The sequence below is a fragment of the Nitratireductor sp. CH_MIT9313-5 genome (genome assembly GCF_037029545.1).
Lineage (GTDB): Bacteria > Pseudomonadota > Alphaproteobacteria > Rhizobiales > Rhizobiaceae > Chelativorans.
The window spans coordinates 217,760-242,311 of record NZ_JAYMER010000017.1 but is presented as its reverse complement, the minus strand read 5'-3'; the positions used below and the strand labels follow the sequence as shown (position 1 = coordinate 242,311).

The window sequence follows — 24,552 nt, the reverse complement described above, 5'->3', positions numbered from 1 at the left end:
CGTTCCCGCTGGCGCTGCAGCCCCCCAACCACAGCGCCGCCCTCCCGTGTGCCTAGAAGTCGATCTTGCCGGGGAAGTAGTGATTGTAGGCCAGCTTGTAGTCCGGCGCATTCATGAGCGTGTAGTAGACCACGCGCTCGCACCATGCCTTCTGGCTGTCCACGACCTTGGCAAAGAACTCGTCCTGCATCAGGTCCGGCAGGATCTTGTCCCATGCATCAAGCTGTACCTTGAGCACATCGTCCGGCGTGCGCTGTACATTGACACCAGACTCTTCCTGAAGAACCTTCAGGTCGGCAGAATACTGATCCATAGCCAGGGCCGTGTTGGCCAGATGTGTGGCTTCAACGGCGTATTTCAGGATCGCCTGCAGATCCGGATCGAGGCTTTCATAGCGATCGCGGTTGAAGATGAACTCGAAGCTTTCACTGGCCTGATGGTAGGAAGAGAGCATGTAGTTCTTGGCCACGTCCTGTGCGCCAAAGCGTTTGTCCGAGGTCGGGTTGTTGAACTCGAAGGCGTCAATGACCCCACGCTCCATGGCGGGCACGATTTCACCACCCGGCAACTGGGCTACACTTGCGCCCATTGACTGGAACAGGTCGGCAGCGAGACCCACCGTGCGGTATTTCAGGCCCTGCAGCTGGTCAGCGCTCTGGATTGGCTCCTTGAACCAGCCGAAGGGCTGGGCTGGCATGCCGAAGGCGAAGAAGCCGACCACGTTCAAGCCGAGAATGTCCTGGGTGAGTTCACGATAAAGTTCATAACCGCCGCCGTGATACATCCAGGCGATCATCTGCGTGGCGTCCGCGCCGAAAACGGGGCCCGTACCGAAGAGTGAGGCGGCCTTGTGCTTGCCGTACCAGTAGACAGGCACGTCATGTGCTGCATCCAGAATGCCGTCATGACAGGCGTCCTGCACCTGGAAGGCACCCACAACCGCGCCGGCGGGCAGAAGGTCGATCTTCAGACGACCGCCGGACATCGCGTCGACGCGTTCGACATATTGCTTGGCCATGTCCTGAAAGATGTCGGATGCCGGCCATGCGGACTGCATTTTCAGGGTTACCGGGGCCTGGGCCAGCACGGCGGGTGCCGCCAATGATCCAGCAGCTGCAGCACCGGCTGCAGTGGTGGCTGTGCCGAGAAACTTACGGCGTGAATAGGATTTCTCTGTCATGCACTTCTCCTCCCGTTGCCGCTCGTCTTTTTATTGCTTTTCGAGCATGCGGATGATCTCCGCTGAAACAATCATGCAAGAAAAAATTGCAAGAGAGGAAGTGGAAGAGTGTTTTCTAATACTAAAGTATTAGGGATTGTCGCATTTCGGGTGGTATTCCCGCGTCCCAGATGTTGCGTTACAAGCTGGGCTTCAACACCTGCGAGACACTTTCATGAATTTTGTTCCCGATAGCGCGACCATCATCCAGTTCGCCATTGCCACCTTCATCCTGTCGATTACGCCAGGCCCGGACATGACGCTCTTTGTCGGTCGCGCACTCTCTCAAGGGCGCGCGGCAGGATTTGCCTGCATGTTCGGAGCGATGACGGGTATTGTCATTCACACCGCGCTGGTGGCCTTGGGCCTTTCGGCCCTGATCGTCGCTTCGCCGGAAGCATTCTTCGCGCTGAAGATCTTCGGCGCGGGCTATCTGCTTTGGCTGGCCTTTCAAGCCATTCGCCATGGCTCCGCCTTCAAGCCGGAAGCCGAAGGGAAGGCGGAACGCTCGCTCTTCAAGAACTGGGCGACAGGGCTTGGCATAAATTTGCTCAACCCGAAGATCATCCTGTTCTTCATGACCTTCCTGCCGCAGTTCGTCTCGGCCAGTGATCCGCATGCTCCGGGCAAGCTCTTCTTTCTCGGCCTCATGTTCATACCGCTGGCGCTGCCGGTGACAGCACCCATGGTGTTGGCCGCGGACGGATTTTCGAAGCTGTTGCGCAAGAGCCCGCGCGTTGCCCGCATGATCGACTGGCTGTTTGCAGGTGTCTTCTCGGCTTTCGCACTGAAGATCCTCACCGCACAGGCGCGATAAGGATCGGGCGACGAGGCGGGCAAGCCGCCTCCGCCTTATCCTTCACCGGCGACGGCCGCTTCTTCCAGCTTCATGCGCTCGGCCTTCTTCATCCGCTCCGAGGCGGATTTGAGCTGGCCGCAGGCGGCGAGAATGTCGCGGCCGCGCGGGGTGCGGATCGGGGAGGCGTAACCGGCGCGGTTCACATAGTCCGCAAATTTCTCGATCTGCTCCCAGTCCGAGCATTCGTAATCGGTGCCGGGCCAGGGGTTGAACGGGATGAGGTTGATCTTGGCCGGAATGCCCTTGAGCATCTGCACAAGCGCGCGCGCATCTTCCATGCTGTCATTGACGCCCTTGAGCATCACATATTCGAAGGTGATGCGGCGGGCGTTGGAGAGGCCGGGATAATCGCGGCAGGCCTGCATCAGCTTTTCCAGCGGATACTTCTTGTTGATCGGCACCAGCACATTGCGCAGATCATCGCGCACGGCGTGCAGGGAGATCGCCAGCATGACGCCGATCTCCTCGCCGGTGCGGTAGATTTCCGGCACCACGCCGGAGGTGGAGAGCGTGATGCGGCGCTTGGAGAGCGACAGACCTTCGCCATCGGAGGCAATCAGCAGCGCCTGCTTCACGTTCTCGAAATTATAGAGCGGCTCGCCCATGCCCATCATAACGATATTCGTCACCTTGCGGCCTTCGGCGGGCACGATGGCGCCATCGGGCGTATCGGCGTCGGGGAAGTCGCCCAGCCGGTCGCGCGCTATCAGGAGCTGGTCAAGGATTTCGCCAGGTGTAAGGTTGCGCACCAGCTTCTGGGTGCCGGTGTGGCAGAAGGTGCAGGTGAGCGTGCAGCCAACCTGAGAGGAGATGCACAGCGTGCCGCGGCCTTCCTCGGGAATGTAGACCGTCTCGACATCCACCGGACGCCCCGCGCCACGGGCAGGAAAGCGCAGGAGCCATTTGCGGGTGCCATCCTGCGAAATCTGCTCTTCCACGATCTCCGGGCGGGCAACTGTGAAATGCTCGTCGAGCTTTGCGCGCAGTTCCTTGGAGATGTTGAACATCTGCGAAAAATCGGAGACACCGCGGACATAAAGCCAATGCCAAAGCTGGCGCACGCGCATGCGCGTCTGGCGCTCGGGCACGCCGATTTCGGCCAGCGCCTCGGCCATTTCCTCGCGGGAAAGACCGATCAGCGATTTCTTTTCAAGTGCTGCAGTCGGGCGCAGCCGGTCACGCGCTTCCGGCGTGGTGATGTCGAGTGTCAGGGCCATGTGTCACGCTATGCGTCAGCGGGTGGCGGAACAGGTCTTCGCCACCGGTTATAAAACGTTTGGGCGGCACATAGCACGACTTGGCCAGCGCGTCACCTCATGGCAGCCATGTAGTAACGCGTAGGCGCAATGCCTAGAGATAAAGCAGCGAGCGGCCCTTTTCGTTGAAGAGGTGCATCTTGGCGGGATCGGCGGTTACCGAGATAGGCGCGTGGCGATCGATCTTCTGCACGCCCTGCAGCTTCAGCACCATCTGTTCTTCGCTGCCCTCGACGTCGATATACACATTGGTGACTTCACCAAGCGACTCCACGATATTGACTTCGCCGTCGATGAGGCCGTTTCCGTCGCTGGCAATGGTGAGATCTTCAGGGCGTACGCCGAAGCTGATCGCTGCACCCTTCAAGTCCGGTGTGGATGCGATCGGGACGCTCACCGTGCGGCCACCGACGCGCACCAACGTTTCCGGCCCTGTCTCTTCGATCCTTGCCGGCAGGATGTTCATGGCCGGGGAGCCGATGAACTGCGCCACGAACAGGTTCGCCGGACGCTCGTATAGCTCGATCGGCGCGCCGACCTGCTCGATATATCCAGCGGATAGCACCACTATGCGATCAGCCAGCGTCATGGCCTCAACCTGATCGTGGGTCACGTAGATCATGGTCGAGTCCGGCAGCGATTCCTTGAGCTTGGCGATCTCGATGCGGGTGGCAACGCGCAGCGCGGCATCGAGATTGGAAAGCGGCTCGTCGAAGAGGAAGACTTTCGGATCACGAACGATGGCCCGACCAATAGCCACACGCTGGCGCTGGCCGCCCGACAGAGCTTTTGGCAGACGTCCGAGATAGGGCGTGAGCTGTAGTATTTCGGCCGCCGCCTTCACGCGCTTTTCGATCTCCGCCTTTGGCGCCTTGGCAATCTTCATGCCGAAAGCCATGTTGTCGTAGACGGTCATGTGCGGATAGAGCGCATAGGACTGGAAGACCATCGCGATGCCGCGCTGGGAGGGCGGTATGTCGTTGACGCGCTGGTCGTCGATATACATGTCGCCCGAACTGATGGCCTCCAGGCCTGCGATCATGCGCAGAAGCGTGGATTTTCCGCAGCCCGATGGGCCGACGAAAACCACAAACTCGCCCGGCTTGATGTCGAGATCGATGCCGTGGATGACTTCGGTCGAACCATAGCTCTTCTTGATATCCTTCAGAACGACGCCCGTCATTTACGCTCCCCCATTCTGTGAAACCGCGATCCAGTAGCCAAAGGGCTCCAGTCTCAGCCGCCCATCTTCTTCGCTCGTGCCGACCGTGAAGCCTTTCACAGGCGAAAGATTGCCTGCAGGCCGGTCGTAGATGGCGGTTTCTTCCGTCATGTTTATGACAACAGCCATTGTCGCGTCGCCGAAATTGCGTTCGAAGGCAAGAATGCCGTCATTGTCATCGCAAAAGCGCAGACTGCCCTTGCGCAGCACCGCGTGGTCCCGGCGCAGCGCGATCAGCGCGCGGTAGTGGTCGAGCAGGGTGCCTTCGCGGTCAAGTTCCGACACGGCAAGGTGCAGATGTTCTGCGGGAACAGGCAACCAAGGCTTGCCGGTGCTAAACCCGGCATTTGCCTCACTCGCCTCCCAGACCATGGGCGTGCGGCAGCCATCGCGACCCTTGAACTCCGGCCAGAAAGTGATGCCGTAGGGGTCCTGCAGGTCTTCGAAGGAGAGCACGGCTTCGGTCAAGCCGAGCTCCTCGCCCTGATAGATACAGGCCGATCCGCGAATGGTCATCAAGACGGTAGCGACCATGCGCAGATAGGCGTCGCGGTCCTCAACCCTGTCGGCCCAGCGCGTCGCGTGCCGTTCCACATCGTGGTTGGAGAAGCTCCAGCACGACCAGCCGTCTACAGCACAGCCGTCGAAATGGGTGAGCGTGTGGCGAATGCTTCCAGGCGTCAGCGGTTCGGGTGCGAGGAAGTCAAACGAGTAGCACATGTGCACCTTGTCGCCGCCGCTCGTATATTCACAGATCAGCTCCATTCCGCGATGGCTTTCGCCCACTTCGCCAACGGCCATGGCGCCAGGATATTCGTTCAGAAGCTTCCGGAAGCGGCGCAGGAACTCGACATTCTCGGGACGGTTCTTGTCATAGACATGCCGCTGATAGCTGTAGGGATTGACCGTCGGCGCGCTGACGGCGTTACGCTCGTGGGGTGCAAGTGCGGGGTTATCCTCAAGCCCCTGGCTGTGAAAGAAGAAGTTGAGCGTGTCGAGACGGAAGCCGTCCACGCCACGGTCCAGCCAGAAGCGGGCGGTGTCCAGAACCGCTTGCTGCACCTCCTCGTTATGGAAGTTCAGGTCCGGCTGACTGGCGAGGAAGTTGTGCAGGTAATATTGCTGGCGCGTCGTGTCCCATGCCCATGACGAGCCGCCGAAGACGGAAAGCCAGTTGTTGGGCGGCGTGCCATCCGGCTTCGGGTCCGCCCAGACATACCAGTCGGCCTTGGCGTTGTCGCGGCTGGAGCGGCTTTCGGCAAACCAGGGATGCTGGTCGGAAGTGTGGGAGTAGACCTGATCGATGATGATCTTCAGGCCAAGCCGGTGAGCTTCTGCGATCATCGCATCGAAGTCCGCAAGGGTTCCGAACATCGGGTCGATGTCGCGATAGTCTGAAATATCGTAGCCGAAGTCCTTTTGCGGCGACTTGAAGAAGGGTGAGATCCAGACCGCGTCCACTCCGAGCGAGGCAACATAGGGCAGGCGGCGCGTGATGCCGGGCAGATCGCCAATACCGTCGCCATTGGAGTCCTGGAAGGAGCGCGGATAGATCTGATAGATGACGGCACCGCGCCACCAGTCATGGTCAGGGTCAAGCTGATGAGCCTTGGCGCTGTGGGGAATTTTCTGGATCATGTTCATTAAATGTCAGCCGCCTTTGACGGAGCCGGCGAGAAGGCCGCGCACCAGATAGCGTTGGAGTGCGAAGAAGACGATGATCGGCACCACAATGGCCACAAAGGCCGATGCCGTGAGGATTTCCCAGTTGCCGCCGCGAGAACCCAGAAGTTCGCGCAGGCGCCCGGTCAGCACGAGCTGTTCCTCGTTGTTGCCGAGAAAAACGGTGGCGACCAGAAGGTCATTCCAGACCCACAGGAACTGGAAGATTGCGAAGGAGGCAAGAGCCGGGAAGGAGAGCGGCAGGATGATCTTGCCGAAGATTTCGAAGTCGGAAGCGCCATCCACCCGCGCACTCTCTATGATCTCGCGCGGAAGACCGGCGATGTAGTTGCGTAAGAGATAGACCGCGAGCGGAAGGCCGAAGGCCGTATGGGCGAGCCAGATGCCGATGAAGGACTTGCCGACGCCGATGTCGTTGTAAAGCCGCAATAGCGGAATGAGCGAAACCTGCAGCGGCACGACCAACAGGCCGACGATTGTTGCCAGAAGAAGCGCGCGGCCGGGGAACTGCATCCATGACAAGGCATAGGCCGCATAGGCTGCGATCAGGATGGGTATGACGGTCGCGGGAATGGTTACGGTGAGCGTGTTGAGGAAGCTCTTGCCGATACCTTCGGAAAACAACACGCGGTCATAGTTTTCGAGCGTGAATTTCGGCGGCTCGACACTCGCCACGAATATGCGCTGGCCGCGTCGGCCTTCAGGCTGCTCATCATAGACGAGACGGTAGTCGCCATTTTCCTGAACGGTCAGGATGCCGCCATCGCGCAGCTCCGCTTCCGTGCCAGCCTCGAATGCGTTCGGCTCGCGCGAGGAAATGCCAAATGCCGTTGCCTTACCGCTGCCGCTTTCGAAGACATTGCCGGAAAGAACCCATTGGCCGTTCTCTTCAACGGCATCATCGGGCGCATCGGTGCGCGCTACGATGTTGCGTTCGGAACCGGTAAGCGAGGTCCACCAGCCGCTGACGGCAAGCTGATCCTTGTCGCGGAAGGAGGAGACCAGAATACCGAAGGTTGGCAGGGTCCAGAGTGCCACGAGGAAAAGGACGCTGAGATTGACGGCCCAGCTCAGCGCCGGGCGTTTTCCAACCACGCCGCTCATCGCATGTCCTTCCGTGCTTCGCGAATGTTCCAGATCATGATGGGTATGACCATCGCCATGATGACCAGTGCGATAACCGAGGCGCGGCCAAAGTCCAGTCCGCGGAACATCCAGTCAAACATGTAGTTGGCAAGCACCTGCGTGCCCCATTGGCCGTTGGTCATGGCAAGCACGATGTCGAAAACCTTGAGAACGAGGATCGTGATCGTGGTCCAGACCACAGCGATGGTGCCCCATATCTGCGGGACCTTGATCTTGTAGAAGATCTGGAAGGGCGAAGCCCCGTCTATGATTGCGGCCTCGATGGTCTCTTCGGGAATACCGCGCAGGGCGGCGGACAGGATGACCATGGCAAAGCCGGTCTGGATCCAGATCAGCACGATCATCAGGAAGAAGTTGTTCCAGAAAGGTACGGTGATCCAGGCCTGAGGCTCGAAGCCAAGTCCTGTGACAATGGCATTCAGGAGACCGATCTGCTCCGAGCCTTCTGCCCGGTAGTCATAGATGAATTTCCAGATGACGCTGGCGCCGATGAACGATATCGCCATGGGCATGAAGATCAGGCTCTTGGCCACATTGCCCCAGGAGATGCGGTCGGTCAGCGTTGCTGCAATCAGCCCGAAGAAGGTCGAGGCCGCAGGCACCACGAGCAGCCACAGGAAGTTGTTGCGCACGCTTTCGCGAAAGGCCTGATCGCCCATCAGCCAGCTGTAATTGGCTGTGCCCACCCAGTTCTCGCCGCGCGGCCCGTGAAAGCTGAGGATTAGCGAGTTGATCACGGGATAGACGAGATAGATGCCCAGAATGACCACCGCAGGCCCAAGGAAAAGCCATGGGCGGATGGCATTGGCGCGGGTGAGATTAGTCGCGATATTCTCGCCCCGCGCGGGATAGATCATGTCGAGGATCGTATTTGATCCCCAGAAATAGCCGAAGCAGGCGGCCACGCCCAGCACCATGACGAGGATGGCGTTCAGGAGGTTGGAGTCGGGCAGAAGTGCGCTGACCGCAAAGAATACGCCGGCTGCGGCTGCAGCGCTGGTGATGATGCCTGCCAGCATGATCACGATTGCAAGGAGGCCGGTTTTCAGAAGCGCGCCAAGGTCATGGACTGCGTTTCCAGCCGGCGCCGAGCTCGCATCGGTGGATGCCACGATACTCCCTCCGTCCCTACATGCTCCTCCCGGGGAGCATGAGACAGTGTGCCACTATCAGTTGCCGAGAAAAAGAAAATCTCCGGCCCAAAGGGCAGGGGCGACAATGCGCCCCCGCCTTCGGGGAGGACCTTACTTGATGGAGTCCCATTCCTTCTGGATGTCAGAGGCGACATCTTCGGCAGACTTGCCACCGACATAGTCGATCATGCCGGTCCAGAAGGCGCCGGCGCCGATCTTGCCGGGCATCAGGTCGGACGCATCGAAGCGGAAGGTGGTTGCTTCGAGCAGGATCTCGCCCTGCTTCTTCATGGCATCATTGGCGTAGGCATCGGTATTTACGCCAGTATGGGCCGTGAGGAAGCTCGACTGCGCCATCCAGAGTTCATGTGCGATCGGGGTCTTCAGGAACTCGATGAATGCGCGGGCCGCTTCTGATTCCTCGGTTATGGCGAATACGGTGCCTGCACCAAGAACCGGCTTGCCGAGATCCTTCTCGGAGGATTCAGGCATGTAGAAGAAGTCGGCGTCCACGCCCAGTTCCGTGCCGTCGGGGAAGAAGCCCGGAATGAAGCTTGCCTGATGGTGCATGTAGCATTTCGGCGGAACAGCGAAGAGACCTTTCGGGCTGTCGCGGAAGTCGGTGGAGACAACGCCCTCGGTACCGCCATCGACATAGTCGTCATTCTTGGCGAACCAGCCGAACTCGTCGATTACCTTCACGATCCGCTCGTCGTTGAACGGAATTTCGTTCGAAACCCACTGATCGTAGACTTCGGGCGATTCCATGCGCAGCATGAGGTCTTCAACCCAGTCGGTTGCCGGCCAGCCGGTCGCGCCGCCGGAGCCGAGGCCGATGCACCATGGTGTCTCGCCATCTTCCACGATTTTCTGGGTCAGTTCCTTCAGCTCTTCAAGCGTGGTGGGAACTTCATAGCCCGCGTCCTCGAAATTCTCCGGCACGTACCAGACCAGAGATTTCACGTCGGCCTTGTAGGGGAATGCGAAGAAGGCGTCATTGCCGTCCTTGTCGGCATAGGTGCCAAGCTTCACCCAGGATTCACCTGCAGCATAGTTCTCGGCAAGCCAACTCGCAGTCTCTTCACCAAGTGGGACGAGGTGACCCTGTTCCGCCAGATTGGCCGCCAGACCCGGCTGCGGGAACACGGCGATATTGGGCGCACTGCCGGCCTGTGTATCGATCACGATCTGCTGTTCGAAGGAGTCGGAACCGGTGTAATCGACATCAACGCCGGTGGCTTCCTCGAAATAGGCAACGATGGATTCGAACAGTTCCTCGTCGGCGGAAAGCCACGGGCCGAAGATCGTCAGCTTCTGACCGGACAGGTCATGAGCAGACTTGAACTCTTCGAAACTTTCCCAATTGAACTGCTCTCCCTCTCCCACGGGAAATTTCAGTTCCTGGGCAAATGCTGCACTGCTGCATAGCGCCAGTGCCAGCGCAGTTGCCAATGATCCTCGAATTTTCGACATGCTCATGGGTCTCCTCCGCGAGCGGCCGCGTCGTGCAGCCAGACGAAACGTTACGACCGCTATTGCTGCGATCAGGTTTGTGCCAAGGCTTCAAAGCGCTTTGGAACCTTGAGCATGGGTTCTCCTCTTCCGAGAGTCAAGACGGCTTCGCACGCTTTGGCTGAGTGCTTAAGAATTAGCCGGAAAACATGAGATGCCTTCTTCTGTGGCAGTAGTGAATGGTGGGCTTGATTTACTGGCGGGGCTGGTCGATAGTTCCCAAAGCGCTTTGAGGAATGGGTCGTTGAGCAGAGAAAAGGTCAATCTGAAGCAGCTCGCGCAGGAGCTGGGTCTTTCCCAGACAACGGTGTCGCGCGCGCTCAACGGCTTTCCCGAAGTCAGCGAGCGGACGCGCGAGCGGGTGGTGGCAGCGGCAGACCGGTTGAACTACCGCCCCAGCGCCAGTGCTGCCAGTCTGGCCACCGGCAAGGCGCGCACCATCGGGCATGTGGTGCCGTTGGCCGAGCACATGATGATCAATCCGCATTTCTCGGACTTCCTGGCCGGGGCGGGCGAGGTCTATGCGCGGTCGGGCTACGAAATGCTGATCCGCGTCGTCTCGCAGGATGACGAATTGAGCATCTATCGCGATCTTGCCCGCACCGGACGGGTAGACGGGTTCGTGGTGCATGGCCCGATGAACGAGGATCCGCGCATCCCGCTTCTGGCGTCTCTTGGGGTGCCCTTCGTCGTGCATGGGCGCTGTCACCACAGCAGCACCGAATTTTCATGGATGGATGTCAACAATCGCGAGGCCTTTCGCCGCGCAACCGATTTTCTTCTCGACCTGGGTCATCAGCGCATGGCGCTCGTGAACGGGCTTGAAACAATGAATTTTGCCAGCCGCCGCCGCGTCGGCTTTGAGGAAGCACATCGCGCGCGGGGGCTGGAGGCCGATCCGTCGCTCATATTCAGTCGCGATATGGTGGAGCCCTACGGTTACGACGTCGGACGTCAGATTTTCGCGAAGCCGAACCGGCCGACTGCGGTGCTGCTGTCGAGTGTGCTGCCCGCCATCGGCCTTGTGCGCGCCATGGGGGAGCTGGGCCTGAAGGCCGGTGAGGATGTTTCCATAATCGTCTTCGATGACCAGCTTTCCTTCCTGCAGCAATCCGGTGACGGCATGCGGGGTGTGCCCTTTTTCACTGCCATGCGCTCGTCCATACGTGCGGCTGGGCGCCGGGTGGCGGAAATGCTGATGGACCAGATCAACGCGCCGGGGGGCGAGCCGGCTGCCGAGCTTTGGGAGGCCGAGTTTGTTGTCGGTCGTTCCACAGGCCCGGCACCGAACTGATCAAAGCTCCCCCATTCCAAAACAATTTCAGGACCGGACATGACCAGCACATTCAGCAGGGACAGGCTCGACTTCACACGCGCCAGCATGCCTGAGGATTTCCAGTTCGGCGTGGCCGCGTCGAGCTATCAGATCGAGGGATCGAAATTCGGCGGCTGCGGTCGCTCCCATTGGGACGATTTCGCCGCCACACCGGGCAATACTGCTCGCGGCGAGGATGGGTCGCTTGCCTGCGATCATTATCATCGCTGGGCCGAAGATCTCGATCTTGTGCGTGATGCGGGCCTTGACTGCTACCGCTTCTCGATTTCCTGGGCACGCGTTCTGCCTGAAGGGCGCGGGCAGGCCAATCAGGAAGGCATCGACTTTTACGAACGCCTTGTCGACGGGATGCTTGAGCGTGGCGTCAAACCGTTTGCCACACTTTATCACTGGGATCTTCCCTCTCCGCTGGCTGATCTCGGTGGGTGGCGCAATCGTGATATCGCCTCCTGGTTTGCCGATTACACCGAAGTGATCATGCGGCGCATCGGTGACCGTGTGCACGCGACCGCGCCGATAAACGAGCCGTGGTGCGTTGCCTGGCTCAGCCACTTCATGGGCCACCACGCACCGGGTCTACGCGATATCCGCGCCACCGCGCGGGCCATGCATCATGTGCTCCTCGCGCATGGGCGGGCGACGCAGGCCATGCGGGCACTGGGTATGAAGAACCTCGGTCTCGTGACCAATTTCGAGTATGCCGAGCCTGCCGATGAAAGCGCCGAAGCCAAGGCATCAGCACATCTCTATGACGGCATCTATAATCGTTGGTTCCTCGACGGCGTCTTCAAGAAGTCCTATCCGCAGGAGGTTCTGGCCGGGCTTGGTCCGCATTTGCCGGAAAACTACGAGCAGGATTTCGACATCATCGCCGAACCTGTCGACTGGGTGGGCATCAACTACTATACGCGCAAGCTGATCGCGCCCGATGGCACTGATCAGTTTCCTGCATTGAAGGAAGTGGAAGGCCCGCTGCCCAAGACGCTGATGGACTGGGAAATCTATCCCGAAGGCCTCGACTTCTTCATGCGCCGCGTACACGAGGACTACGCGCAGGGTCTGCCAATCTACATAACCGAAAACGGCATGGCCTCACCGGATGTGGTCAAGGATGGCGCTGTTCCTGATCCTGACCGAATCCAGTTCCTCAATGGCCATTTGGCGAAGGTGCACAAAGCTGTTGAAGATGGGCTGCCGATCAAGGGCTACTTCATCTGGTCGCTGCTCGACAATTACGAATGGGCGCTGGGTTACGAGAAGCGCTTCGGTCTTGTCCATGTGGATTTCGACACATTGTCGCGCAGGCCGAAAGCCTCCTGGCATGCGTTGAAAGAAGCGTTGAAGGCGGAGTAGAAGAAGGAGATAGCCAAAAGCAGGGGAAGCTTCGATCATGGTTCTGTTCGCATCAGTCTTTCCCCTTTTGTGCTGGCTTCTCTATGTGATGCTTGCCAGCCTTCTGGAGACGGTGCGGCCCTCGCTCTCCATGATCATGAGCCGCCATCGGCGGCGGTGGGTGGAGAACGCGATCCATCGCGAGACTCCATTGGACGCGATCCTGTCGGGCAATCTGATGAGTTCGGTGTCGTTCTTCGCGTCGACGACGGTACTCATCATTTTGGCGCTGTTTGCGGTGCTGGGGCAGGTCTCCTCCGTGGTGGAGGCGGTCAACATCATCCAGCCGGAAAGCGGGATAGGGAAGGCGGATGTCGAGCGGCACCTGATCCTTGTTCTGATCATGTTCGTGCTGGCCTTTCTGGCATTCACGCTCTCGCTGCGCCAGTTCAACCATTTCTGCATCATGCTTGGGGCCGCCGATCACTCGCAGGCAAGCGATCCGGAAGAGATCTTCGTTATCACGGCCCTCAACACGCTGGGCGCACGCAATTTCAATCAGGGCATACGCGCCTATTATTTCGCGCTCGGCATGGTCGCTTGGTTCATCTCGCCGCTTGCAGCCATTGCCACCACGGCGCTCATTTTCGGCTCGATCCTCTATCGCGAATTTTTCTCTTCTGCGCGCACATTGGTGCAGAACCTGAAGATCAGGAAACTCGATCAGAAGAGTTGAGACGCGCGCGTTAATTCTATCGCAAACCGGATCGTGTAGTTCCGGTTGCAGAAGGTCGCGCGCTTTGGGCGGGGCAGCACCAACAGGCAGAGACAATGACTAATTTCGTACCGGTGATCATTTGTGGTGGCGCAGGCTCGAGGCTGTGGCCGCTCTCGCGGGAAAACCATCCCAAGCCGCTCATCAAGCTGGGGGACGGGCTCTCGCTGGTCCAGCACGCGCTCAAGCGGGCAATGGGGCTGCCGGGCGCGCAGGATCTGATCACAGTGACCAATCGCGACCTCTTCTTCGCGATGGAGGACGAGTACCGGCAGATGGACTGCAAGCCGCGTCTTGCGCGCTATCTTCTGGAATCGGAAGGGCGCAACACCGCTGCGGCGATCGCACTTGCGAGCCTTGATGCGGTGCAGGCATTCGGCGACGACGTCATTCTTTGCGTTTTGCCGGCAGACCACGTTGTCGCTGACACAGCGGCCTTCGGCAAGGCCGTTGAGCGAGCGCAGCAGCTCGCCGCTGAGGGCCGGCTTGTCACGTTCGGTATCCGCCCCGACCGCGCCGAGACGGGCTACGGCTATATCGAGGCTGATGGCGAGGATGTGAAACAGTTCGTGGAAAAGCCGGATGCGGAAACGGCGGAGGCTTATCTCAAGTCCGGTCGCTTCCTTTGGAATGCCGGCATGTTCTGCTTCAAGGCGAGCGTGATGATCTCGCTCATGGAGCAGTTCTGCCCCGACATTCTCGACGGAACGCGTGCGGCACTGGCTGCTGGCCGTACGGCCGAGGGTGAGGGGCTGGCGCAGGTGACGGTCGATCCGGAAAAATTCGGAGAAGTCCGCTCGGACTCCATCGACTATGCTGTTCTGGAAAAGGCGCCCAATGTCGCCGTGGTTGCCTGCGATATCGGCTGGAACGATATCGGTTCCTGGTCGGCCCTTGGTGAGCAGTTCGATCGTGATGAGAGCGGCAATCTGATCGATGGCAATGTGAGTGCGGTGAATTCGAGCAACAATGTCGTCAGCGGCAGTGGTCGCCTGGTCGGTCTTGTGGGCGTCGAGGATCTCATCATTGCCGACACGCCGGATGCGCTTCTGGTTGCCAGCCGCGAGAGCGCGCAGGACGTGAAGCTGCTTTACAATCGGCTCAAGGAAGCCGGCGACGAAACGCACCGCATTCACAGCACCGCGCATCGTCCCTGGGGCTCCTATACGGTTCTGGAGGAAGGGCCGCGTTTCAAGATCAAGCGCATCGAGGTGAAGCCGGGCGCCAGTCTGTCGCTCCAGATGCATCACCACCGTGCCGAACACTGGGTCGTGGTGTCTGGCACCGCGAAGGTCGTGAATGGCGAACGTGAGCTGATGCTGACCACCGATCAGTCAACCTACATACCCTGCGGCGCCATGCACCGCTTGGAGAATCCCGGCGTGTTGAAGCTGGTGTTGATCGAGGTTCAGACCGGAGACTATCTCGGCGAGGACGACATTGTTCGCTTCGACGATGTCTATGGCCGAGGCTGAAGTCGACTGCTTCCCGAAAACCAACGGGGGCCGCGACAGCCTTGGCTGATGGCGACCCCCGCCTGGGAGGAAGTATGTTCTGGTACTGAAACAGTATCCCAGATGACTATGTTGCACATCGGTACGCTTGGGGGCGTGTATCGAGTACGATCAGTATTGTTGCGGAGCTTTCGGGTCTGCCGTCCTTCCGTGCCGCCTGAGCGTCACGGTGAGCTTCGTCTTTAAAATGTAATTCGTAATAACAATTCAAATAATAAATAGAATTTACATGAAGCAGCCGATATTAATCTATATATGGTGGCTGCTTCCGTGTTTATGCATCTTTTCCTCTTTGCGCCCGCAAGTATAGGGTAAACGTTGTCGCACCTGCTTATGTCGTCATAGGACGCTCCAAATCTGCTTGTTGCAAATCATTCGCAATTGCAATAGAAAGCATCATGCCGTTCCTCCTGGAACGGTTCGAGGCTGTTTGGCGTCTTCGTGATGGAGCGCTGGCCTCCCGTGGGAGCGTCAAGAGGGTTATCCGTATGTGTGGCAGTTCTGGTTCCATCATTAACCGGCGCAAGCTTTTGCTGATTGGGGCAGGGGCTCTTGGGGTCGCTGCATTGCCGGTATCGGCATTGAGTGCCGAAAAGCTTTCGGTGGTTGCCACTACCAGCATGATCGCCGATGCCGCGCGGCAGGTGGGCGGTGATCTGGTGGAGGTGCGCGGACTGATGGGCCCGGGCGTTGATCCTCATTCCTACAGGCCGACGCGCACTGATATCCTCGCCATGACAAAAGCCGATGTCGTGCTGTGGCACGGGCTCTATCTGGAAGCGCAGATGGAAGAGTTCATGCACAATCTCGGCCGCCGCAAGCCGGTCATTCCTGTTGCGGAATCCCTGCCAAGGGATGTGCTGCTCGGTCACGACGACTATGAGGACAAGTTTGATCCCCATGTCTGGATGGTGCCGACACTTTGGGAAGGCGTGGTGCGAGCCGTTCACGAGGTGCTGATCGAGCGGCATCCGGACGGCAAGGCTGTTTTCGACAGCAATCTTGATGTGCATCTGGAGGAGCTGAAGGCGCTCGAAGCCTATGCTCGCGATGCGCTTGAAACTATTCCGCAAAGCCGCCGGGTGCTCGTCACCGCGCATGATGCCTTCAAATATTTCGGCGAAGCCTATGGCGTGGAAGTGCTCGGGATCCAGGGTATCTCGACCCAGAGCGAAGCGGGCTTGAACCGCATTACGGAGCTTGTGGACATTCTTGTCGAGCGACAGATTTCCGCAGTCTTCGTCGAATCCTCGGTCTCCGACCGCAATATGCGCGCGCTCATCGAGGGTGCTGCTGCAAAGGGGCATAGGGTGAAAATTGGCGGGCAGCTTTTCTCCGATGCGATGGGGCAGGCCGACAGCTATGAAGGCACATATGTTGGCATGATTGATCACAATGTGACCACGATAACGCGCGCGCTGGGTGGATCAGCGCCCGAGCGCGGCATGAATGGTCGGCTAGCGGCAGGTTCATGATTATGGATGCGCTCGTGGAACATGCTGCCGAAAAACGCGAGCGTGTCACTGAGAAGGCTGCGCTTGCAGTGCGCGGACTGACCGTTTCCTATGCCGAAAAGCCGGCGGTTTTCTCCGTCGATGCCACATTCCTTACAGGCCGCATGACCGCGATCGTGGGGCCCAATGGAGCGGGGAAATCCACCTTGCTCAAGGCTTCGTTGGGTATCGTTCCCAGGGTGTCCGGTGAAGTTTCGGCATTTGGCGAGCCGCTTGGAAAGGCAATGGCGAAGATTGCCTATGTTCCGCAGCGGGCCTCCGTCGACTGGGATTTTCCTACGCGCGTCGTTGATGTGGTGCTGATGGGGCTCTATCGGGAGCTTGGTCTACTGTCGCTTGTCAGGAAGGAGCACCGGCAATTTGCGTCCGAATGTCTGGAGCGGGTTGGCATGGTCGATTTCGCCGAGAGGCAGATCGGACAGCTTTCCGGCGGCCAGCAACAGCGCGTGTTTCTCGCACGTGCGTTGGCGCAGAAGGCTGAACTTTACCTGCTTGATGAACCCTTCGCCGGTGTTGATGCGGCGACAGAACGGGCCATCATTCATGTGCTGAAGGATCTACGCGCAGAAGGGCGCACGGTTGTGTGTGTGCATCATGACCTTGCAACCGTGGCCGATTATTTCGACGATGTTCTGCTAGTAAACATCCGCAAGATGGCCGAAGGACCGATCCCGGAAACCTTCACCGCCGAAAATCTCCAGATGACCTATGGCGGAAGGCTGGCTGCAACGCATATTGACCAGCTCAAGCTGCCGACCGGATGAAGCTGCATGTTTGATATCTTCCTGCAGGCCCTGTTGCTGCGCGGTGGCTACAATGCCGCCCTTGTTGCAATAGGTGCGGGTCTGCTCGGTGCTGCGGCCGGGAGCGGGGGAACATTCCTGTTCCTGCGCAAGCGCGCGCTGGTTTCGGATGCCGTTGCACATGCGACACTGCCGGGCATCGGTGTTGCCTTCATGATCATGGTCGCAATGGGTGGCGACGGGCGCAATCTTGTGGGCCTTCTGGCCGGTTCGGCTGTCACTGCGGCGCTGGGACTGCTGTGCGTTCAATGGATGACGCGGCACACCCGTCTGGCTGAAGATGCCGCCATCGGTGCCGTGCTCTCGGTCTTTTTCGGTGTCGGTGTTGTTCTGCTGACGGTGATCCAGACCATGACGCGGGGCAATCAGGCTGGGTTGGAAGGATTTCTCCTTGGCTCTACAGCCGGAATGCTCTTCTCCGACGCTGTCGTAATCGTCGTCGGTGGGGCGCTGATCGTTCTCTCAATCATCTGGTTACGGCGACCCATGACGATGGTTGCCTTCGATGCGGAATTTGCGGCGGCGAGCGGTATCAATGTCAATCGCATGGACCTCGCCATGATGGGCCTCGTAACAGCCGTGACGATCATCGGCCTGAAGCTGGTTGGCCTGATCCTCATCGTCGCCATGCTTATCATTCCACCAGTCACCGCCCGCTTCTGGACCGATCGCACCGACAGGGTGATCTGGGCGGGGGGGCTGCTGGGCGGTATGGCCGGTTATTTTGGGGCCGCACTTTCGACTGTGGCACCCAATCTGCCCACGGGTCCGATCATAGTGCTGGTCAGCTTCGGTCTGTTTGCCGTGTCCCTGCTTCTGGCGCCGGGGCGCGGGGTGCTGGCGTCGCTGTGGCGCCGTCGCCAGTTTCAGCTGCGTGTTCACCGGCGTCAGGGATTGCTGGCACTTGCACGCACCGAGCGCATATTTGACCCGCTGACACTTTCGGTTCTCCTGCGCGAAAAGCTTATTCGGCAGGACCAGGTTGCAACGCCCAAGGGCGCTCGGATGGCACGTGCGGCTCTTGAGGACGAGCGGCGCTGGACGCGCGCCCGCGAAGTCTATCAGGACGAGGCCGTTATCAGCCGTTACGACGGCCTGACACCCATTGGCGAGGTGCTGACGCCCGACGAGATTGCGCATCTGGATCAACTGACAGGCACGGCCGCAAAGGAGAGGAATTCCAATGGCGCTTGAATTCCTCACGCTAAGTTTTGCGCCCATTCTCATTGGCATATTTGCCTCCATTGCCTGCGCGCTTCCGGGAAACTTCCTCATCTTGCGGCGGCAGGCCCTGATCGGCGATGCCATCAGCCACGTCGTCTTGCCGGGCATCGTGGTCGGGTTCCTCGTCTCTGGAAAGGTATCGACCTGGCCGATGCTTCTGGGCGCGGCTGCCGCTGCCATTGTGGCGGTGATCCTGATCGAGATGATCAAGCGCCTGGGTCGCATCGAGCCGGGTGCCGCGACGGGCGTTGCCTTCACCGCAATGTTCGCAGGAGGGGTTCTCCTTCTGGAGCAAACCGACACGAGCGCCGTGCATCTCGATGTGGAGCATGCCCTTTATGGCAGCCTCGAAAGCCTCATCTGGCTGGCGCCAAGCGGGTGGTCGTCACTGTTGGACCCGTTGGCATTGGCAGAACTGCCGCCAGAGCTCTTCCGCATGGCAATCGCGGCAACTCTAATCTTTGTCCTAATGTTGATCTTCTGGCGCCCTCTCAAGATTTCGACCTTTGACGAAGGTTTTGCGGATGCGATCGGCATTCCTACCACTGCAGTTGGGTTGGGGCTGGTGATATCGGCGGCGGTTGCCGCGGTTGCCGCATTCGATGCGGTGGGGTCCATCATCGTCATCGCAATGTTCATCTGCCCGCCGGCGGCAGCGCGCCTGATGACCAATCAACTTGAAAAGCAGGTTGCGTGGAGCGTTCTATTTGCGATCATCTCTGCGGTGCTTGGTTATGTATTGGCTGGTTACGGCCCCTTGTGGCTCGGCTTTGAAAATGCAGTCAGCGCTGCCGGAATGATTGCTGCAGTCTCGGGCATGATCCTCGCACTGGCATGTATTTTCGGCCCGCATCGCCATCGGTCAGGCGCTCCGTCGAACGCCTGACCCTGCGCGCGCTCAGGCAGTTTGCCGCCAGGCAAGAAGCCGCATCGCGTTCAGCGTCACGAATACGGTCGCCCCGGTGTCGGCAAGGATTGCGGGCCAAAGCCCGGTGATGCCGAGAATGGTGGTTGCGAAGAAGAGAACCTTCAGGCCCAGCGCAATAGCGATATTCTGCCAAATATTGCGCATGGTCTTTCTTGAAAGATCGACCAGCGCGGCCACATCGCCAACCCTTCCGTGAAGAATGGCTGCGTCGGCGGTCTCCAGCGCGACATCTGTGCCGCCGCCCATGGCAATGCCGAGATCGGCGGTTGCGAGCGCTGGCGCATCATTGATGCCGTCGCCGACCTTTCCCACACGCCCTTCGCGCTGCAATTCGCTGACGATGCGGCTTTTGTCTTGCGGTAGAAGTTCGGCGCGGAAATCCATCCCCAAAGCCCCGGCGATGGCGGCGGCGGTGGCTGTGTTGTCGCCTGTCAGCATGACCGGGTGAATGCCTGCCGCACGCAGAAGCGCAATCCCCCTGGCCGCATCGCTGCGCGGCTCATCGCGCATTGCGATGGCACCCAGGATCTCATCGTTGCGGCGAAGAAGGGATACGGTCTTGCCTTGTTCGTAGAGATGCTCGACCTTTTGCGCGAGATCATCCGGCAAACTCGTGCCGTCCGAAAGAGCCGCACTTCGTGAGCCGAAAAACACGTCCTGACCATCCACCCGGCCGGCCACACCCTTTCCGGAGACAGCCCGACTGCCATCGACTGCGGGCAGATCGTCGGGAGTGTCAAAACGTTCCATGATCGCAAGGGCGAGCGGGTGAGACGAACCCTGTTCGAGTGCGGCAGCCAAACGCATGATCTCGGCTTCCGGTGCGCCGACGGATAAAACATCCGTGACGACCGGGCGGCCCTGGGTAAGGGTGCCTGTCTTGTCAAAGGCAATCAGGTCGAGCGAGCCTGCCACCTCCAGTGCCGCTCCTCCCTTGAGGAGAAGGCCTCTTCGCGCACCGGCGGAAAGGCTGGCTGCAATGGCAGCTGGTGTCGAGATGACAAGGGCACAGGGGCAGCCGATCAACAGGATTGCCAGCCCCTTGTAGATCCACTCACTCCAGCCTGCGCCCGCGACGAGAGGCGGCAACACGGCCACCAGAAGTGCAAGGAGCAGGATGAAGGGCGTGTAGTAGCGCGAGAAGCGGTCGATGAAGCGCTCGGTCGGGGCTTTGCGCTCCTGGGCTTCTTCCACCAAACGGATAATGCGCGAGATGGTGTTGTCTTCGGCTGTATTGGTGACGCGGACGCGCAGCAATCCTTCGCCATTGACTGTGCCCGCATAGACATGGTCTCCCGCCTTCCTGTTTTTCGGTACGCTCTCACCGGTCACCGGCGCTTCGTTGATGGAGCTGTTGCCGGAGATGATCTCGCCGTCGGCTGCAATACGATCGCCGGGGCGCACCTGGATCGTATCGCCCCGTGCCAGCTCTTCGGCAGCTACGATCCCGGTTCGACCATCGCTTTGCTCGCGCTGGGCCGTGTCGGGGACGAGCTTTGCGAGACCCCGGATGGAAGCGCGGGCGCGGCCGGCCGCAACGCCTTCCAGAAGTTCGCCGACCAGAAACAGGAAAACGACCACAGCCGCTTCCTCGGCGGCACCGATGATGAGCGCGCCGATTGCGGCAATGCTCATTAACATTTCGATAGTGAAGGGAGAGCCCGCAAGTGCGCCGGTCAGTGCACGTTTTGCCACCGGCACAAGGCCGATGGACATGGCCAGTGCATAAATTGCCGTTCCGAACTGCGGCGCCAGTTGGCCTGTCACGAAGGCCAGTGCGAGTGCCAGGCCGCTGGCGATGGTCAGCCGGTTGCGCTTTTGCCGCCACCAGGGCTGCTCTTTGCCCGTGTGGGCCGGTTTATGCGCAGGCGCGTCCTCGGCATGTTCGATGCCGTAGCCAAGCCAGCGGGTTCGCTCCATGACCTGCGCATCGAGATTGCGACCCGAGCTGTAGGATACCGTCATGGTGCCGGCGGTGGATGATACGCTGACATCGGCAATGCCCGGCAGGCGACGAATGGCTGTGTCAATCTTGCGTGCGCAGCCGGCACAATCCATTCCTTCGATACGATACCGTTCGGTTTGTAGCTGTGCCATGATGTGCCGCTCCTTGTTTGGGTTCGGCTCCCTCTCTAATTCCTATAGCGACTATAGGAGCAAGCGGAAAATGAAGGACATGGATTTCACCATTGGCGAGGTCTCGCGAGCGAGTGGAGTGAAGGTGCCGACGATACGGTTCTACGAGAAAAGCGGGCTGATCGACGCTCCGCCGCGCAGCGAGGGAGGGCGGCGTCTTTATGGTGAAAGCGACATCCGTCGCCTGCGGTTTATCCGGCATGCGCGTGAGCTGGGCTTCGAGCTTGAAGACATCCGTGAACTCCTGGCGATGTCTGCACAGCCGCAGGACTCATGCCATCATGTCGACAGCATAGCCAGTCGCCACCTTGCGGGAGTTGAGGAGCGCATCCAGCGTTTGCAGTCACTGCGAGAGGAGCTTCAACGCATGATCCTTGAATGCGGCCATGGTCGCGTTTGTGAATGCCGGGTCCTGCAGGTGCTCGGTGACCATCAAGAGTGCGCCCACGAACAGCATTGAGGTCTGGCGAATCACCTTGTAACAAGGCGCCAAAATTAACTTCAGGTTGTATTGCATAAGGTGCGCGAGAGGGTTGTATTCTTTGCGCCGATTCCGCCTTTTGGTCGCTCTATGTCTGGTCGTGTCAGTTTTGATGCAGCATAAGTTATTGAAAATAAGTAACAAATTTCTATTATCAACAGGCGCTGCACTCTTTATAAGGTGTCGGTTTTCCATTACAGGTTGTGAAAATACAACCTTTGCGTTATCAATCTTCACATCGGTAACGGAATGGCGGAAAGGCAGAGGGGCGGGAGTGACTACAATCACTGATAGGTCTTAGCGCCGCGGGTCGCGTTTTCAGAATTTCAGCAGGCATTCACGCTTCTGCCAAGGGCGGAGGACAGGGAAGTCTTGCCTGAAGCCTGACCCGTCCATGCCGGAAGTCAGTAGCGTACCGTCCCTGTTTCTGGGGATCAGCAACCCAATTTTCACAGAAGGCAATTGCTTTCATTTTACTCGGGAAGAGGTGCGAAACATGTCCACGCAAAGACAAGAAGGTCTGTCATTTGCGACTTTGAGAGCCGCGGAAGCGGTTGTCGAAACCAAGAGCCTGACCGGCGCTGCGCTCAAGCTCGGCATTAGTCAACCTGCCATCAGCATGCATCTCGGTCGACTGGAGCGCGCAATAGGCACGTCACTTATCAAGAAGGTCGGCAACAAGATTATCGTGAAGGAAGAAATTTCCAAGCTGATCCGCCAGATGCTCGAATTGGAGCGCAAGCTCAAGACGGTTGGTTACGAGAAAAATTTCTCGAAGCTCAAGGTCGGGGTGTGCACCTATTGCGCCCCGTTGCTGCTGGAGCGGACCAAGGCAATGGGCAAGATGAAGGATAATCTCACCTGGCGCATCGCGGATTCACGGCGTCTGGAGGAGATGTATGAGCAGGGTGAGCTGGATGCGCTGTTCCGCGCGCTCTACCCGTCCGAAATCGCACCCGACCTTTCGACCGAATTCACCATGCGCTGGGTCGGCGACAAACAGTTGCTCGATTTCATGAAAACGGACGGGCACGGCATTCCTGTGGTGCTTCCCTCCCGCAATTCGCCGCTGGGTGCGGTCGCGCGGGAATGGCTGCGCCAGCATGAGGTGCGCTATGATGTGGTCAGTGTCGTGGACGACATCATGACTGCGCTGAGGCTGGTTTCCAGCAATGTGGCGCTCTCACCCATCCCCTCCTATGTGCTCAACAATCCGACAGTGAACCTCAATGGTTGCCGTCAGATCCTGCCGGGTCAGCTGGAAACACGTTACGGGATGTTCTTCGACGAGCGTCGCTTCCATCTGCGCGCGGCCATGGACATCTTCGAGATCCTGAAAGATGAGCTTGAAACCCTGCCAGTCGGTATGGATATGCCGCGCGCCAATCTCGCCCATCAATAGCGGGAGCCACTAGCGCAAAGCCGGTGGGGTTTATCGCTCCACCGGCTTTGATGTCGACTGGCGCACGTGCAGTTCGGGTTTGATGAGTTCCTGAGAGGGGTCGACCTCCGCGCCATTCAGGCGATCGAGCAGGACACGCGCTGCGCGGCGACCGACTTCTCGCTGGCCGTTCCAGACGGTCGTCAGGGCAGGGGTGGCAATGGCTGCTTCTTCCAGGTCATCATAGCCGGTGACCGAGATGTCTATGCCAGGCTGCAGACCTGCGCGCGCAATACCGTTCATCAGGCCGATTGCGACGAGGTCGTTCCAGCAGACCGCTGCGGTTGGGCGGTCCTTCAGTGACAGGAACGCACCGGTCATCTCGAAGCCGCCCTGTTTGGTGCGCGGGCCGGGAAAGCGCCATTCGGGCTTCACCTCAAGGCCTGCTTTTTCCATGGCGGCGACATAGCCGTGATAGCGATCGCGGCCGGTGGAGGTCTGGTCGGTGCCTCCAATCATCGCGATGCGGGTATGGCCAAGGCTGATCAGGTGGTTGGTCGCAAGGCCGATTCCATAAGAATCATGGCCGCGAAAAACCGGCACTCCGGCACCTTCCACATCACGTGCGATCAGGACGGTCGGTAGGCCGTTGTCCTCGGCCATACGAATGTCTTCGGCAGGTGTGCCGATGGCCGGCGACATGATCACGCCATCCGCGCCAAGCTGCAGCAATGTATCGATGAAGGTTCGCTGCTTTTCCAGCTGGTCATAGTGGTTGGACAGCAGAAAGGTCTGGCGTGAGCGGTCTAGCTCGGTCTCGATCGAGCGCAGGATCTCGGCAAAGAACGGGTTCATGATGTCGTGGACAACGACACCGATAATGCCGGATCGGGACGTGCGCAGGCTCGCAGCGCGGCGATTGTAGATATAGCCGATTGCGCGTGCATGTTCCTTGATGCGCGTGCGCGTCGCATCGGCCACCAGCGGGCTGTCGCGCAATGCAAGCGAAACCGTTGCGGTCGACACGCCCAAAGCATCGGCGATCGTCGACAGTTTGATCTTCTGCGCCAGCGGCCCCTCCCATCCATTCCGGGCGAC

Annotated in this window: 20 protein-coding genes; 11 read left to right on the top strand and 9 right to left on the bottom strand. The window is 59.2% G+C overall.

The window, feature by feature from the left end; all coding sequences use genetic code 11:
* Positions 1-52 precede the first annotated feature (52 nt).
* Complete coding sequence (locus tag WA367_RS15155; RefSeq protein WP_336057610.1) at positions 53-1,180, bottom strand: TRAP transporter substrate-binding protein; 1,128 nt, start codon at positions 1,178-1,180, stop codon at positions 53-55.
* A 214-nt stretch (positions 1,181-1,394) separates the two neighbouring features.
* On the opposite strand from WA367_RS15155, the gene WA367_RS15150 reads away from it, so the two are divergent.
* On the top strand, positions 1,395-2,036 hold the full coding sequence (locus tag WA367_RS15150) for a LysE family translocator (RefSeq protein ID WP_336057609.1): 642 nt from the start codon (positions 1,395-1,397) through the stop codon (positions 2,034-2,036).
* Positions 2,037-2,071: 35 nt separating this feature from the next.
* On the opposite strand, the gene rlmN is transcribed toward WA367_RS15150, so the two are convergent.
* The 6 genes from rlmN to WA367_RS15120 form a co-directional block, all read right to left on the bottom strand.
* Positions 2,072-3,295 carry a 23S rRNA (adenine(2503)-C(2))-methyltransferase RlmN gene (gene rlmN, locus WA367_RS15145; protein ID WP_336057608.1) on the bottom strand — a complete coding sequence of 408 codons (1,224 nt, stop codon included), beginning with the start codon at positions 3,293-3,295 and terminating at the stop codon, positions 2,072-2,074.
* Positions 3,296-3,428: 133 nt separating this feature from the next.
* Entirely contained in the window at positions 3,429-4,517 is a 1,089-nt protein-coding gene (locus WA367_RS15140; RefSeq protein ID WP_336057607.1) for an ABC transporter ATP-binding protein, read from the bottom strand.
* Positions 4,518-6,200: a beta-galactosidase BglA gene (gene bglA, locus WA367_RS15135; RefSeq protein WP_336057606.1), complete on the bottom strand. Its 1,683-nt coding sequence runs from the start codon at positions 6,198-6,200 to the stop codon at positions 4,518-4,520.
* 6 nt (positions 6,201-6,206) lie between these two features.
* Complete coding sequence (locus tag WA367_RS15130) at positions 6,207-7,343, bottom strand: carbohydrate ABC transporter permease (protein WP_336057605.1); 1,137 nt, start codon at positions 7,341-7,343, stop codon at positions 6,207-6,209.
* Positions 7,340-8,302, bottom strand: a complete 963-nt coding sequence (locus WA367_RS15125) for a carbohydrate ABC transporter permease (RefSeq protein ID WP_336057658.1) — start codon at positions 8,300-8,302, stop codon at positions 7,340-7,342. Before WA367_RS15125 ends, WA367_RS15130 begins: the two co-directional genes overlap by 4 nt.
* Before the next feature lie 327 nt (positions 8,303-8,629).
* A complete protein-coding gene (locus tag WA367_RS15120; RefSeq protein WP_336057604.1) occupies positions 8,630-9,991 on the bottom strand; it encodes an ABC transporter substrate-binding protein in 1,362 nt (453 codons plus the stop codon).
* Between the two features lie 283 nt (positions 9,992-10,274).
* Between WA367_RS15120 and WA367_RS15115 the strand changes: the two genes are divergently transcribed.
* The 8 genes from WA367_RS15115 to WA367_RS15080 all read left to right on the top strand — a co-directional run bounded on the left by WA367_RS15115 (position 10,275) and on the right by WA367_RS15080 (position 19,414).
* The gene (locus tag WA367_RS15115) at positions 10,275-11,324 is read left to right on the top strand and encodes a LacI family DNA-binding transcriptional regulator (protein WP_336057603.1); all 1,050 of its coding nucleotides are present in this window, start codon (positions 10,275-10,277) and stop codon (positions 11,322-11,324) included.
* A gap of 39 nt (positions 11,325-11,363) precedes the next feature.
* A complete protein-coding gene (locus tag WA367_RS15110; RefSeq protein ID WP_336057602.1) occupies positions 11,364-12,719 on the top strand; it encodes a GH1 family beta-glucosidase in 1,356 nt (451 codons plus the stop codon).
* A gap of 37 nt (positions 12,720-12,756) precedes the next feature.
* A complete protein-coding gene (locus WA367_RS15105; RefSeq protein ID WP_036478595.1) occupies positions 12,757-13,434 on the top strand; it encodes a DUF599 domain-containing protein in 678 nt (225 codons plus the stop codon).
* Positions 13,435-13,529: 95 nt separating this feature from the next.
* Positions 13,530-14,948 carry a mannose-1-phosphate guanylyltransferase/mannose-6-phosphate isomerase gene (locus WA367_RS15100; RefSeq protein WP_336057601.1) on the top strand — a complete coding sequence of 473 codons (1,419 nt, stop codon included), beginning with the start codon at positions 13,530-13,532 and terminating at the stop codon, positions 14,946-14,948.
* Between the two features lie 527 nt (positions 14,949-15,475).
* A complete protein-coding gene (locus tag WA367_RS15095; protein ID WP_336057600.1) occupies positions 15,476-16,462 on the top strand; it encodes a metal ABC transporter solute-binding protein, Zn/Mn family in 987 nt (328 codons plus the stop codon).
* Entirely contained in the window at positions 16,459-17,265 is an 807-nt protein-coding gene (locus tag WA367_RS15090; RefSeq protein ID WP_336057599.1) for a metal ABC transporter ATP-binding protein, read from the top strand. Before WA367_RS15095 ends, WA367_RS15090 begins: the two co-directional genes overlap by 4 nt.
* A gap of 6 nt (positions 17,266-17,271) precedes the next feature.
* Positions 17,272-18,498 (top strand): metal ABC transporter permease, encoded by a 1,227-nt coding sequence (locus tag WA367_RS15085; protein WP_336057598.1) that lies wholly within the window; start codon positions 17,272-17,274, stop codon positions 18,496-18,498.
* Entirely contained in the window at positions 18,488-19,414 is a 927-nt protein-coding gene (locus WA367_RS15080; protein WP_336057597.1) for a metal ABC transporter permease, read from the top strand. The genes WA367_RS15085 and WA367_RS15080 overlap by 11 nt, the downstream gene beginning before the upstream one ends.
* Before the next feature lie 12 nt (positions 19,415-19,426).
* Here WA367_RS15080 and WA367_RS15075 read toward each other — a convergent pair whose 3' ends face one another.
* The gene (locus WA367_RS15075; protein WP_336057596.1) at positions 19,427-21,553 is read right to left on the bottom strand and encodes a heavy metal translocating P-type ATPase; all 2,127 of its coding nucleotides are present in this window, start codon (positions 21,551-21,553) and stop codon (positions 19,427-19,429) included.
* A 79-nt stretch (positions 21,554-21,632) separates the two neighbouring features.
* Here WA367_RS15075 and WA367_RS15070 point away from each other — a divergent pair, with 79 nt between their 5' ends.
* Positions 21,633-22,052: a MerR family transcriptional regulator gene (locus WA367_RS15070; protein WP_442935597.1), complete on the top strand. Its 420-nt coding sequence runs from the start codon at positions 21,633-21,635 to the stop codon at positions 22,050-22,052.
* 517 nt (positions 22,053-22,569) lie between these two features.
* Positions 22,570-23,475: a LysR family transcriptional regulator gene (locus tag WA367_RS15065; protein WP_336057594.1), complete on the top strand. Its 906-nt coding sequence runs from the start codon at positions 22,570-22,572 to the stop codon at positions 23,473-23,475.
* Positions 23,476-23,505: 30 nt separating this feature from the next.
* Here WA367_RS15065 and WA367_RS15060 read toward each other — a convergent pair whose 3' ends face one another.
* Positions 23,506-24,525 (bottom strand): LacI family DNA-binding transcriptional regulator, encoded by a 1,020-nt coding sequence (locus tag WA367_RS15060; RefSeq protein WP_336057657.1) that lies wholly within the window; start codon positions 24,523-24,525, stop codon positions 23,506-23,508.
* Positions 24,526-24,552 lie beyond the last annotated feature (27 nt).